Source organism: Bacillus sp. J14TS2, from assembly GCF_018333015.1.
Taxonomy (GTDB): domain Bacteria; phylum Bacillota; class Bacilli; order Bacillales; family Bacillaceae_C; genus Lederbergia.
Window position 1 is genome coordinate 1 of record NZ_BORE01000010.1, and the last position, 13,254, is coordinate 13,254.

The following is a 13,254-nucleotide window of genomic DNA, read 5'->3' on the forward strand; positions in this document are numbered from 1 at the left end:
CATATTCATGCTATCAAATTTCATTTTTTGTCTGGTTTACTGAAATATAGAGGGAGACTAAAGGGTTTTTTACGCCTATCGCATAATTGGGGGGCAACATCTGTACATACGCAAATGGCACCTCCCCAATTGCTTTTTCAATTAATTAGATCATCCTTGCATATCTCGTTTCTTATAGCCAATCAATCCACAAAACATCAAGATCAGAGCCAGTAATGTTAACAAACAGATCGGCCACCATTTCATTTCTTCAACAGGAAGCTGGGGAATATACCCATATGGAGACAATTTCCCAAGCCAGTTAGGTAAGTCGAATAAGCCACCTAGGTATAGGATTAAAAAGGAGTATATGACATATCCCCAAATAAAGCTAGCCATTTTAGGTAGAAAACCGATCAGCAATACGGAAAGGCCAATCATCACACACAGCGCTGGAAAATATGCAAGTGCTGCTCCGTAAATTGTTGCAAATCTAAAGCCTTCTTCCATGACTGCATTCCCAGCAGCCCAAAGACCAATAGCCGTAAGCGATAGCATTATAAAACCATTCACCAAAGCAATGATCAAGTAGCTTGCCATCACGTTAGTCCGCGAAACAGCTCTACTAAGTAAATGTTCCAAGCGATTCTTTTTCTCTTCCCGATTGAGTTTCAGCATTGCCATAAGTGGGGGAACAGTTGAAAGTAAGCTCATCACGATCATAAGCATCGGGATAAACTGTTCCGTTAGTGTATATCCCTCTTTCTCAGCAAGTAATTGCTCAAAAACTTCATTTCCTTCAAAAAAAGATTCTAAATCACCAAAAACAGATCCATAAGACACACCCATTACAAGCATTCCAACAGCCCAAGCAATGGTACCTGTGCGCTGCAATCTTAACGCTAAACCAGCAGGACTTTGTAAAAAAATCGATGCATGCTTCCTACCTGGTTTTGCTGGAAAGAATCCAGCTTCTACATCTCGGATTGCATGCAAATAATGAGCCAAGAAAAAGAGTATAATCGATAACCCAAGCATGAACAACACAGGCCACCAATGATTCGACGTAAACGCCTCTGTTCGTGTAGCCCAGCCTAATGGAGAAAACAATGATAATGTTTCATTGCTCACATCCCCCATTGCTCGAATAAGATAGGCAAACAAGAGCAAAGCAATCGAATAACCCGTTGCCCCTCGTGAACTTTCACAAAGTTGTGCAAAGACAGCTGCAACTCCAGCAAATACAAGCCCTATTCCCCCTAAAGCCGCTCCATATAGCAACGATCCTTGCAATCCCATGCTATCAATCTGTAAGGCATATAAACCAAAACCAGAAAGGAGCACCAATAATACATTGGTTACAATTAAGATGATCATAACAGCAGTAACGTTGGCCAGCCGTCCAACAGGTAAGGAGCGAATCAGCTCGATCCTTCCATCTTCTTCATCAGCCCTTGTGTGGCGAATCACGATCAAAATATTCATCAACCCGACCACGACCGCTGTTAATAGGAGCATTTGATGTGTCGTCATAGCTCCTGTTGTATACTGATCTAAATTACCAGGTCCTACCATGGCTGTCATTGCAGGATTTCGCATCGTTTCTGCCATAACATCTCTTTCTTGTTGTGTTGCATACATATCATCAAAGGCTAGAGGAACAATCCAAGTAAAAATGGCGATCATTAATAGCCACATAGGAAGTCGAAGTCGGTCCAATCTTATCATTAGCCTAGCAAGTGAAATTGTATTTTTAAAAATAGCCTCCATTAAAATCCCCCCTTTTCTCCTCCACTGCCTTGATTTTCATAATGGCGCATAAACATTTCCTCCAAAGTAGGAGGTGAACTTTCTAACTTGACGATCGCAAACTGACTAAGATACTGGAGGACATCATTCAATACTTCTGTATCTATTTGAAACGAGAGTTCCTGACCTTTTTCTGCTACATCATACACACCATCGAACTGCTGGATAGAAGGAACAGGCTGTTTCGTTTCAACAAGCAAATGCGTTCGCGTTAAATGCCGTAATTCTGCTAAAGAACCTGTTTCAATGATTTGCCCTTGACGAATAATCCCAATCCGATCACATAACTTCTCAACTTCCGATAAAATATGACTGGAAAGTAAGACAGTTTTCCCAGCTTGTTTGGCCTCAAGCACACACTCTTGAAAAATCTGCTCCATTAGTGGATCTAAGCCAGAAGTAGGCTCATCTAAAATATATAAATCCGCATCTGAAGAAAACGCCGAAATCAATGCTACTTTTTGCCGATTCCCCTTTGAATACGTCCGACACTTCTTCGTTGGATCAAGATCAAATTTTTTTATCAATTCTTCACGTTTGTTCTTATGCTTTCCTCCGCGTAATTGAATAAATAGATCAATCACTTCTCCGCCGGTTAAATTTGGCCATAGATTCACATCTCCGGGAACATAGGCAAGCCGTTTGTGTATTTCAACAGCATCCGACCATGCATTTTTACCGAAAATTTCAGCTTCCCCTGTGGTCGCTTTTAAAATCCCCAAAAGGATCCGGATCGTTGTCGACTTACCAGCACCATTTGGCCCTATAAAACCATAAACCTCTCCTTCGTTTAATTCGATGTTAATGCCATCAAGTGCTGTAAACTTCCCAAACCGCTTCTTCAAATTCATTGTCTTTAATATAGCCATATTTTATCTCCCCTTCGAACTAATTATGAAATATTTATCGTATTTCATTTCATAATATACAAATTTAAAACATTCATCAATAGTTTATGAACTATTTCCATTGTGATATTACAAAATTTTTATTAAACTAAGATGGAGGTGAATGAAATGAACGGATTCGAACGACGAAAACAACAAAAAAAGCGAGACATTTTAAAAGCCACTCTCGCATTATTTAAAAACTATGGGGTACAAAAAGTATCGATAGCTGAAATTGCGAGCAAGGCCAATGTATCTCAAGTCACAATTTATAATTATTTTGGCAATAAGGACCAGCTCATCCACGAAGTGATTATTTTTTATGTCGATCAAGTTTGGGCAGAATATGAGGGATTATTTTATAGCAACGCTCCCTTCCAAGAAAAAATCACAAAAATTATTTTTGGTAAAAAAAAGGAAGCCAGCCATTTAAATGAGGATTTTTTTGAGCACTTTATGGCTGAATATACGGATGGAAGTCATTATATTGAAAAGCTGTTTACGGAAAAGGCATTGCCACGTTTTATCGAGCTATTCCGCGAAGGAAAGGAGCAAGGCTACATCGACTCAACGATCTCGAATGAGGCCATCCTGCTTTATTTTCAAATGTTTACAGACTATCTACGCCGCAAAGATACAACGAAAGATATTCTCCCCATGACAGAAGAACTAACAAAACTATTCTTCTATGGAATCGTAGGAAAACAAACTGAAACGGACGATGATAATTGAATGATGCAGTCAGCAAAATCGCTGGTGCTTCTAAACACTTAGAGAGTTCGCTGTAATTTACTCCTAGCTTGAGAGAGAATGGCTAGCGGAAAACAACAGACAGGTGAAGAAAAAGGCTCATTTTCTTCACCTGTCTTATATTGAAAAGCTAATTGATCAGCCTCTCTAGAATTTATAAAGTGACACTTCAATCAGTGGAGTATTACTGCCTGTTAATACGGGATAAAAATTATAATGTTGTTGATCCACCATCGACAACGAATTCTGATCCTGTGCAATAACTTGAATCATCAGAAGCCAAGAATAAAACCATATTCGTTACTTCTTCAGGTTTAGCAATTCGTTTCAGCGGAATGGTTTGGGCGAATTCTTCAACCATTTCTTTATTATCCTCTTGGACAATCATCGGTGTTGCAATGGCCCCTGGGTGAACAGAGTTAACACGGATGCCGTATGGCGCAAATTCTAAAGCCGCTGCTTTATTCATTCCTCGAACCGCAAACTTCGAAGCACTATAAGCAACAGCGGCAACCGATCCTTTTAGACCATTGATCGAAGAAATATTAACAATCGAGCCATTTTCTGTTTTGCGCATAGAAGATAGTACTGCTTTCATTCCTAAAAAGACAGATACTTGGTTAATGTCCATCACTTTTCTATATTCTTCTTCTGTCATCTGTTCAATCAATTTATGAAAAGCAATACCAGCATTATTCACAAGAATATTGATCGGACCAAATGCCTCTTCCGTTTCAGCTACAACTTGATCCCAATCTTTTGCTCTCGTAACATCTTGTCTAATAAATTTGGCATTATCACCTAACTCTTTCGCTAATGCCTCTCCCTCTTCTACTAGAATATCAGTAAAAACAACTTTTGCTCCTTCTTTGACAAATTGGCGAACATGCGAAGCTCCCATTCCGCGAGCTCCACCTGTAATGATAGCTACTTTTCCAACAAGCTTCCCCATGTATACCATCTCCCTCTTTGATTATATTGTGAAATACTTCACATTTAAATTTTACTATAATTCTCCAAATAAGTAAAGGGGCCTGTCCCCCGCCGCGTTAAATGATTAACACGGTGGGGGACAGGCCCCGTGATTTTTATTGCTTTACCATCATTTTTTTGATTATTCTTATTTGTCCTCTATGGTTCAATTCATCTTCGAAGACATGGAACCATTTAAAATAGTTGTTTGCTGGCTGATCAAACCAAAATGGGGTTTGGTGAAATAGCCATTCGTCTGGGAGTGTTTTAAAGGTTTCTATTGTTTGCTTTCGAGTATCTGCTAATTCCTTTAGATAATAATTAATGCTGTTCCCATGAATCTGTTCGCGTGCTTTTTCCCCTAATTCTAAAGCTGGATTTAAGTCAGCAATTTCTTCCTCTGTTATTTGACGATTATGAAACGTTTCAATCTGATACGCTTTTTCCACAGCCACCATATGTGCCAATAACATTCCAATCGAATTGGCATCATCCATATAAAGGAAATCTAGTTCTTCTTTGGACAATTGTTTTACCTCTTCGAGTGTTGCGACTCTCGTATAATTCATCATTGAAAGTAATTTACTAAACTCTGAGCTCAAGTCATCCATTTGGTCAATTAAAAATAAACTATTTAATTCTGCTGTCATGTCTTCACCAACCTTTTTGAAATATATTATTGGAAAAAAATACCACCTATTCAATTATTAAGCATTAATTAAGCTTACGCAAGCTTTTATACACTCGTGAGGTAAATACAGACTATGTATATTTAAAATTACTTCCCATGCTCCCATCTGCAAGCGGTATTTTAAGAGTTTCCCCACTTATAGTTTTGAAGTGGGGATCTTCCAGGCAATCACCCTTTAACAAGCGAGTAGTAAGGTTCATACTGAGGATTTGTGTAATAAGGTGGCCTTCTGGCTATCACTGACGTCGGCCAGCTATATTGAAGATACTCCATCCTTACTTTTTCATTAGATTGATTGACTAACAGCCATTTTATAACAGGATTGAACATGACACGCAATGGTGTCACCTCCTTTTTCGTATCCTACGTATCAATGGATGTATTGGAGCAAGTCTATGTGAAAAATCTAGACACGCACTAAACGTTCGCCCAATCATACAGTACTAAGATAAAGATGAATGGGAGGTTATACAATTGCCTAATAAACGGACGGATGGAGATAACGAAAAACATAGGATCACAGAGGAAGAATTACAAGAATTACGCGCATATCAAAAATGGTTTGCGGACAATCAACTGACAGACCCTTATCCCCTTTATCCAAACTATGGTAAAATAACAAAATATGAAGAAGTCCCGTTAAGTCATCCCGAACAACGACAACTTAGACAACCTGGACATGAGGATTTAATGGTACCCAAACCAATTATTGAAAACCCACACTATAAAGGAAGCGGAAAGTTAAAGCACAAGGTCGCTTTAATAACCGGTGGAGATAGCGGGATGGGGGCTGCAGCCGCTATTGCCTTTGCGAAAGAAGGAGCAGATGTGTCCATTGCCTATCTTGATGAACATGACGATGCCAATCGAACAAAAGCACGGATAGAGGAGCTTGGTCAACGATGTCTGTTACTGCCAGGAGATTTAAAGGAAAAGCAACATTGTAGGGCTGTCGTAACAGAAACGATTCGTACATTTGGCAAATTAGATATACTGTGTAATCATGTAGGCGTCCAATTCCAACAAAATAGTTTACTTGATATTACAGATGAGCAATTCGATGAAACGTTTAAAGTAAATATTTACTCTCATTTTTATATGACAAAGGCAGCTTTGCCTTATCTAAAACCAGGAAGCTCTATTATCGGCACAACTTCCGTCGTCACATATGCAGGGGAACCGTTGTTAATTGATTATTCGGCTACTAAAGGAGCGATCGTGGGCTGGACACGTTCACTAGCTAAAAGCCTTGCAGATCAAAATATTCGTGTAAATGCAATTGCACCAGGGAGAATATGGACACCGCTTATTCCCGCAAGCTTCTCTTCTGATATTAACGCCTTACATGGGCCTAATCTATTTAATCGGATTGGCCAACCATTCGAATTAGCACCCACATTTGTCTATCTAGCTTCAGACGATTCTCAATTAGTAACTGGGCAAGTATTACATGTAGATGGCGGGGAATCTACTAATTCCTAAGTTGCTGGGAAGAAGCTTAAATAATTGCCATGCCGATCTCTCCTATACTGGTCTAGACCCCAAACTAGTAAACTTTCTTTGATAAAGGAGCCTAACTATGGAAGGTAATCCCGACGATATTCAACTTATTAAACAGCTAGATAGGACGCAAACTGATGCTTGGGAGCAACTGCGTTCTATTGCAGAAGAGATGGAAGCTGAGGATCATGATGTAAAATGGCTTAATGCGAAGTCTCTATCTGAACAAATATCTTCGTTAAGCTATCCGGCTTATAGTGAGCGAGTGGAGAAAGCAATTAGTCTATTATCTACTATTGGCGCTGTGACCCCTTTGTACTTTTGGATGGAACATGGGCTTCCAAGCTATTCGCCAAATAACAAGCTGAGCCCTGCAGATGCGGTCCGAGCAGCTACATTTGTCGTGCGCGGCGAGCGATTTAGCGATGGCACTATTGCAAAGGCGTACGAAAAATGGCTTGCTAAAAGCGATTTTAAATGCATTGGTCATATGGTATGACGACAAGCAAATGTTCTAAGCCAATAAAAGTCCACTTTTGACTTTTATTGGCTTAGATTGTTTCGTAAAATATCAGAGTTCGTATATCTTCGCTGATGAACTTACAACTTATGAGCTAGGCATCAGCCACAACAGCCTGCAATTTATCGATTTTAAAATTTCCTACCCAACAAAGAAAATCCGTATCTTCATTCATCATGATTTCTCATTCTTTCTCCTCTTAACGCTTTAAGCAGTCCTTTGTACTGATCTTTTTTATTGCCATTTCTTCTTCAAATAATCAGTATCTGCCTTCAATGCGTTGTATGCATCTTCAGAAATCATTTTGTTCTTTTTCTGATCATCCACTAATACTTCAAAACCTTTTAGGTGTTTCAACACTTTGTCTGTGGCCTCTTTTTTCTCGAATTGTTCTATTGTTGTCAATTGCAAATTCAATGCGTGAGCAGCGTCTTTATTTTTGATCGCCCCTGACTTTTCATATCTTTCAACAAGTGTCTGCATGTCGGATACGCTTGTCGTCACGTTCAGTACATAGGTTTTTTGCTTGATTCCTCCTGAGTTAACAGCGGTCACAATCAATGTATGCTCTCCAGTCTTCCCTGCCAAATCTATGGAAGCCCCTTCCTCATATACCTCACCGTCAAAGGTTGCAGATACCTTAGCTAAATCATCTTGTGCTTCCCAGTTGAATGCCGCGGTTGTGCTATCGGGTACTTTTATTCCGTTTTCAAGAGTTTTGCCGTTCATCATTACATTAATTTTTACATCCGGTTGAATTTCATCTGATTCTAACACCCTTTTGTAGATATGGACTTCATCAATCAATCCTTTCATCTGGAATGCTTCCGTATCCCACGGTGCACCTCCGATAATGAACGGATTGTCGTTGTCTTTAATAGGATCGGAACTTGCGGACACATTCTTAACCTCTTCACCGTTAACATACCCTATGAATCTTCCACCTGCTTCCCATGTAAGAGCAATATGAACCCATTGATTAGCTAGAATAGATCCATCTTCAAAGGTATGATGATGACCACCAGCATCCCATAATTCCGGATAAAGTTTTCCACCCTGTACGCCCAGCATATACCCATCATTTGTGGTGGTTTTACCCAAAATCTTTTGGTTGGCTTCAGGATTTTCCAGATTCACCCAAGCAGTGATGGTAAAAGCATCCTCACCATTTAATAAACCGTTGCCGGGAATTTCAATCCATCCCCCATCAAGCTTCATTGCCTTGCCGAATTGGCCTTGAACTCGTGAGACATTCCCATGTAATTTACCGTCTAATCCGTATGGGGAGGAATCTTTAACAGTATCTCCGTCCTCGTCAAAATGTAGTGACAATACAGGTTTTTCGGCATACAAGGCTTTTAGCATAGTCGTTTGATTATTCATTTTTATCTGATGCACGCCTGGTGATACATCGCGAACTGTAAACGTCACCTTTTTGCTCTCTCCTGGTTTCAGGCTGACTGTCTCAGAATCGACAAGCTTATCATCAAAATAAAAATTTATCTCCTCATCACCTGCAACTAAACCGATATTTTTCACAGAAGCGGTTACGATAGCATCCTCGCCGGGCTCAATTGCATCGCTTTTGAGGTCAGAAATCTCGAATACCGTTATCTTTTCAACCTCTTCATCGTACTCCCAATCACCTTCAGGTGGTTGAATGGTCACGTTTGTTATCAACTCGATCAATGCGTGAATATCTGGCGTTAATTGAGTTCTAGCCTTTTCAGAGACTTCCCCAGTTTTAGCTTCCTTCAGCTGTTTTAGAAAATCCTTTAATTGCTGAATAGCCTCCTTATTTTTATCATTTTTAAAATTGTCTTGTGCTTCGTGTAATGATTGGGACAACTGTTTTTCGGCAGTTCCTTTAATATCCCCTGACTCTACATATCCTTGATAATTCTTCTCTACTTGAACAAATTTTGCTCCGAGATCCCTATGGCCAAGCAGTTCAAGTTCCGCTACAGTGGTGGACGATGCTCCGCCATTACCCTTGATAATCAATCTGTAAAAAGAGTAATTACCCGGGTTCTGAATTGTAAATGGCTTGGTATACTGCCGCCATTTGAAGCTTTCATCGTTTCTTTTATCAAGAATGTTCCAACTTTCCCCGTCTTTGGATCCGATTAATATCCAATTTTTCGGATCTTGTGACGAGTCATCAGTTGAGCTAGTAATCGTGTACATTAGCGCCTTTTGGGCTTCATCTGTGAAATTGTATTGGACCCAGGGATCCTTTCCCTTCAACGTTAGTGATGTATCGGATGAATTGTCAAAAAGCGCTTTGGCTATTGTTCCACTACTATCATAGGATTGCCCGCTCCCTTTATCAGTCAAATCAACCATTGGATCAGGCAGCAATGACGACCCATCCGCTGCCGTTGGGGTAATCGATGATGGAACTGCATCTTTACCAGTACCCCATTTAGATGGCTCAGGTCCCATTTCAAACTCTAATATTGCGCCATTGGCAAGTTCCTTATGACCAATGCTCAATGAATTGTATGGTTTCCCATTCACTTTCAAACTTTGAATATATTTGTTTGTGTCACTGACTTCAGGTGCGTTGATCACAATGTCTTTTCCATTTTCCAAATGAATTGTCATTTTTTCAAAATAGGGAGCACCAATTGCATAAGAAGATGTTCCAGCACGAAGTGGATAAAAACCAGCCGCACTCAAGATATACCAAGAGGACGCTGCTCCGTTGTCATCATCACCAACATAGCCCTGACCGATTTCACTTCCAACATAAATCCGAGACAATACTTCCCGAACCTTTTCCTGGGCTTTCCAAGGCTGACCTGCATAATCATACATATAGATGATGTGATAAGCGCCTTGGTTACTATGACCATACATTCCCATTCGTACATCTCGGGCTTCTCTCATTTCGTGAATGGGATTATCACGCCCGCCGAGATGTAAAGCTGTCTCTTCAGTCGCAAAAAAAGTATCGAGCTTTTTGGCCAACTCCTTTTTTCCACCGTATAGATTAGCTAACCCTTGCCCATCCTGTGGAGCAGAAAAAGCCGTGCCCCATGCGTTCGTTTCAACATAGTCTGAGCCTAGCCAATCTTTCGGATCAAATTTGTCTGCAGTCATTCTCCACTTTCCCGTAGAGTCTTTCCCCATGAAAAAATCCACTTCCGGATTGAATATATTCACATAGTTTTGCGCTCGATTGATAAAGTACTTGTAATTGGTAATATATTGATCATAGTTCGGATCATTTTCATCCGTCTGTTCGGCAAGTTCCTTAGAAATTGACGCGATCGCAAAATCATTAAGGTAGCCTTCTATCGCCCAAGACATCCCTTCACCTATATCGGTACTTGTGTAACCATTAAAAATCGATGTCGCGAGGCCATTTCTTCCTGTTTTCTGATTATGACTTACAACAGATCCGTCTTTGATTGCCGCTTCGTAAAAGCTTGATATATCAAAATTACTAACACCTTTAAGATATGCATCCGTAAAGGCGACATCCGCACTTGTCCCCGTCATTCCTCCTCCATGACCAGGACTAGACCATCTTGGAATCCAACCACCTTGTTCATATGCTTGCAGAAAACCGTCAATCATTTCACCTGTTTTTTCCGGTGACAATAGGCTATAGGCTGGCCATGCAGTTCTATACGTATCCCAAAATCCATTATTAACATATGGTTTTCCTTTGACTATTTTCGCGCCGGTTTTGGTTTCCGTCGGTTTTCCATCCAGATCAGAGAAAGGGCTCGCGTATTCATATATAGGTTTTTCCATTGTTCCTGTATTCTCAAACAACATATTTGGATAGAGATAGAGTCGATACAAATTGGAGTACAACGTAACAAGTTCCTCATCTGTCGCACCTTCGACTTCAACTTTTTGCAATAGGCTGTTCCATTCTTCCTTTGCTCTTTCTTCGACTGATGCAAATGTGTCGCTCTGATGAATTTCTTGATTTAAGTTTTTCTTCGCTTGATCCATGCTGATAAGTGATGTGGCAATTCTCATTGTGACGGTTTTATCACTCCCTGAAGTATCAAAACGGAAGTAACCAGCAACATTGTCACGATCTTCACCAGTTAATTTCCCACTTTTCGTGACTGGTTTATCAAATGTTGCATAGAAGAACATTCTTGTTGCTCCTGGGGTTTTCGTACCCACATCTGTGTACCCTTGGATGTGTTGTTTATCCGCTTCAAGTGTCAAGCCGCCATCATTGTTGAAGTTATCAAAAATCAAGTCAGAAACATCTTCCTTGAATGTAAAATGGAACATCGCTGCATGGTTGGTCGGTGTAATCTCCGTTTGTATACCATTTTCAAAGGTCACACTGTAATAATTAGGCTTTGCGATTTCATTCTCATGTTTGAAAGGCAGTGCTCGTTTGTCACGATTTAAGGGTGGCAGATCCGATGCCGAAGCAGATGGCATGATTTGAAATGTCTGACGATCACCATCACCTACCCATGGACTCGGAGAATGACTAAGCAAAAAGCTTTGAATTTCGGGAAAATTGTCTTCATTATTGTCCTGCTGATATTTGTACATCCATCGCCTATCACCTGCGTCCGTCACTGGAATCCAGAAATTAAATCCATGTGGTACCGCAACTGCCGGGATGTTGTTACCTCGTGAAAACTCTCTATTATTGTTTGTCCCCCTAAGGATATTTACATAATCAATCGGGCTTGAGTAGTTTTTTTGTTCCGGTTGGCCTATGATGCTAATATCATCAATGCTACCTTTAAATTCCCCTGGACCATTTGGATTATCATAAGCCACTAAAATTCTTTTAATTTTTTTTCCAGATGCGACCTTCCCGATGTCTGACAAACGATAATTCCACTGATTTGGAAATAAGGTATTAGACTTGCCTTGTGCTTCAGGTCGCAATTCTGCCCCGTGTTGATCTTTCGCACTAAGGTCACTTAAGTAAGTTCCATCTGTGAATGCTAAATCAATCGATACATAGGTGCTAGAATAATCCATCTGCTCTTTATCCACAAACTCTGGGTGGATATAATACGACAACTGCGTTTCCGGTGTCACCTTAATATCAACATCTAACAGTTTGTTATAGGAGTATGCCCTCCCTTCCTTAAGATGTGTTCCCGCATACGTTAACGCCTTCTTTCCAGTCCAACCAACATTTATTTTTGCGATATAACTGTTAGTTGGGCCATCCCCAATCTGCGATTTCATGGGTGTTGAAGAAGATGTTGGAGGAATGTTTCCATCAATACCCGCTGCTTTCTCTTCCCCGTCAGAAGTGATTTCAACTGTATCCATCCATGTCAACTGGGGATCCTCCTTTTCAAATGAAGTAAAAAAATCAGCCTTGGACGTATTGGTATGAGATGAATGATCAGTTGAAGCCCCGTGAACCTGTTCAAACGGTACCAAAACCATCGCAAACATGAGACAAACAATACTTGGTAATGCAGCTAGCCTTCCTAATCTTCTCATAATCACATTCCTTTCAATGTACAGCTTTACAGCTTATATTGCTTTTGTTCCCTGACATCAGACAGTTTTTTGCTTTCTAAAATGTCATCTGCAAGCCCAATAGATTCACTTCCCATTTGTATTGTCAGAACTGATTTCATTCACCTGTTTATAGACAAACTCACGATATTTTACAAACTTTTGTTTTTTATAAAATCTTTTAGCTATTTGATTATCAACCCAGTAATCTAATTCAATGAGATCAATAGCTTGTTTCTGGGCGAATTGATAAATTCCTTCCATTAAAAGTGTTCCATACCCGTTCTCTCTTTTTGATTGGACAATACTGATTTGATGAACATAAATAGACTTATATTCTTTGTTAAAAACATTTCCTCGATAATGTCTTTTTTCGATCCAAGCATAACCCAAAGCCTCTTTATCCTCTTTTACAAGAAAAAAGGTGAAATCTCTATTTTTCATTAGCTGCTTAAACAAAGCCTTCACTTCTTCGTAGTCATACTCTCTAAAGTATTTCGGGTATAGAGAACAATGCAGATCATGGACAGGCTTATTTAATTTAGCAACTAACTCAAAATCCCTTGTTTGCTCTATTTTCATTTAGCCCTCCTTAACTAAGTCCCCCATAATCTAGTCTCTGTCTACAACTTTTTGTTGATAACCAATAGACTCCGGCAATAACCGGAGTC

At 39.9% G+C, this 13,254-nt stretch carries 10 protein-coding genes; 3 read left to right on the forward strand and 7 right to left on the reverse strand.

Going from position 1 to position 13,254, the window contains the following annotated elements; genetic code table 11:
* Positions 1 to 150: 150 nt before the first annotated feature.
* On the reverse strand, positions 151 to 1,749 hold the full coding sequence (locus tag KI375_RS15650; protein ID WP_212974414.1) for an ABC transporter permease: 1,599 nt from the start codon (positions 1,747 to 1,749) through the stop codon (positions 151 to 153).
* Positions 1,749 to 2,657, reverse strand: coding sequence for an ABC transporter ATP-binding protein (locus tag KI375_RS15655; RefSeq protein ID WP_212974415.1), 909 nt, complete (start codon positions 2,655 to 2,657; stop codon positions 1,749 to 1,751). The genes KI375_RS15650 and KI375_RS15655 overlap by 1 nt, the downstream gene beginning before the upstream one ends.
* 147 nt (positions 2,658 to 2,804) lie before the next feature.
* On the opposite strand from KI375_RS15655, the gene KI375_RS15660 reads away from it, so the two are divergent.
* On the forward strand, positions 2,805 to 3,407 hold the full coding sequence (locus tag KI375_RS15660; protein WP_212974416.1) for a TetR/AcrR family transcriptional regulator: 603 nt from the start codon (positions 2,805 to 2,807) through the stop codon (positions 3,405 to 3,407).
* A 229-nt stretch (positions 3,408 to 3,636) separates the two neighbouring features.
* Here the strand turns inward: KI375_RS15660 and KI375_RS15665 are convergent, their stop codons facing one another.
* From KI375_RS15665 to KI375_RS15675, 3 genes are all read right to left on the reverse strand, one after another.
* Positions 3,637 to 4,377 (reverse strand): SDR family NAD(P)-dependent oxidoreductase, encoded by a 741-nt coding sequence (locus KI375_RS15665; RefSeq protein WP_212974417.1) that lies wholly within the window; start codon positions 4,375 to 4,377, stop codon positions 3,637 to 3,639.
* A gap of 136 nt (positions 4,378 to 4,513) precedes the next feature.
* The gene (locus tag KI375_RS15670) at positions 4,514 to 5,047 is read right to left on the reverse strand and encodes a DinB family protein (protein ID WP_244852713.1); all 534 of its coding nucleotides are present in this window, start codon (positions 5,045 to 5,047) and stop codon (positions 4,514 to 4,516) included.
* A gap of 209 nt (positions 5,048 to 5,256) precedes the next feature.
* Positions 5,257 to 5,427, reverse strand: coding sequence for a hypothetical protein (locus KI375_RS15675; protein ID WP_212974418.1), 171 nt, complete (start codon positions 5,425 to 5,427; stop codon positions 5,257 to 5,259).
* A 237-nt stretch (positions 5,428 to 5,664) separates the two neighbouring features.
* Here KI375_RS15675 and KI375_RS15680 point away from each other — a divergent pair, with 237 nt between their 5' ends.
* Both KI375_RS15680 and KI375_RS15685 read left to right on the forward strand, forming a co-directional pair.
* Positions 5,665 to 6,570, forward strand: a complete 906-nt coding sequence (locus KI375_RS15680) for an SDR family oxidoreductase (RefSeq protein ID WP_374706861.1) — start codon at positions 5,665 to 5,667, stop codon at positions 6,568 to 6,570.
* Positions 6,571 to 6,667: 97 nt separating this feature from the next.
* The gene (locus tag KI375_RS15685; protein ID WP_212974419.1) at positions 6,668 to 7,087 is read left to right on the forward strand and encodes a DUF6508 domain-containing protein; all 420 of its coding nucleotides are present in this window, start codon (positions 6,668 to 6,670) and stop codon (positions 7,085 to 7,087) included.
* Between the two features lie 255 nt (positions 7,088 to 7,342).
* On the opposite strand, the gene KI375_RS15690 is transcribed toward KI375_RS15685, so the two are convergent.
* Together KI375_RS15690 and KI375_RS15695 are read right to left on the reverse strand one after the other, a co-directional pair.
* Positions 7,343 to 12,565, reverse strand: coding sequence for a GH92 family glycosyl hydrolase (locus KI375_RS15690; RefSeq protein ID WP_212974420.1), 5,223 nt, complete (start codon positions 12,563 to 12,565; stop codon positions 7,343 to 7,345).
* 105 nt (positions 12,566 to 12,670) lie between these two features.
* Positions 12,671 to 13,165 (reverse strand): GNAT family N-acetyltransferase, encoded by a 495-nt coding sequence (locus tag KI375_RS15695; RefSeq protein WP_212974421.1) that lies wholly within the window; start codon positions 13,163 to 13,165, stop codon positions 12,671 to 12,673.
* Positions 13,166 to 13,254: the final 89 nt, after the last annotated feature.

What these genes read in the sequence shown, in the direction of transcription:
- KI375_RS15650 (WP_212974414.1), bottom strand. Translation starts at nt 1,749, where the DNA reads ATGGAGGCTATTTTTAAAAATACAATTTCACTTGCTAGGCTAATGATA.
- KI375_RS15655 (WP_212974415.1), bottom strand. Translation starts at nt 2,657, where the DNA reads ATGGCTATATTAAAGACAATGAATTTGAAGAAGCGGTTTGGGAAGTTT.
- KI375_RS15660 (WP_212974416.1), top strand. Translation starts at nt 2,805, where the DNA reads ATGAACGGATTCGAACGACGAAAACAACAAAAAAAGCGAGACATTTTA.
- KI375_RS15665 (WP_212974417.1), bottom strand. Translation starts at nt 4,377, where the DNA reads ATGGGGAAGCTTGTTGGAAAAGTAGCTATCATTACAGGTGGAGCTCGC.
- KI375_RS15670 (WP_244852713.1), bottom strand. Translation starts at nt 5,047, where the DNA reads ATGACAGCAGAATTAAATAGTTTATTTTTAATTGACCAAATGGATGAC.
- KI375_RS15685 (WP_212974419.1), top strand. Translation starts at nt 6,668, where the DNA reads ATGGAAGGTAATCCCGACGATATTCAACTTATTAAACAGCTAGATAGG.
- KI375_RS15690 (WP_212974420.1), bottom strand. Translation starts at nt 12,565, where the DNA reads ATGAGAAGATTAGGAAGGCTAGCTGCATTACCAAGTATTGTTTGTCTC.
- KI375_RS15695 (WP_212974421.1), bottom strand. Translation starts at nt 13,165, where the DNA reads ATGAAAATAGAGCAAACAAGGGATTTTGAGTTAGTTGCTAAATTAAAT.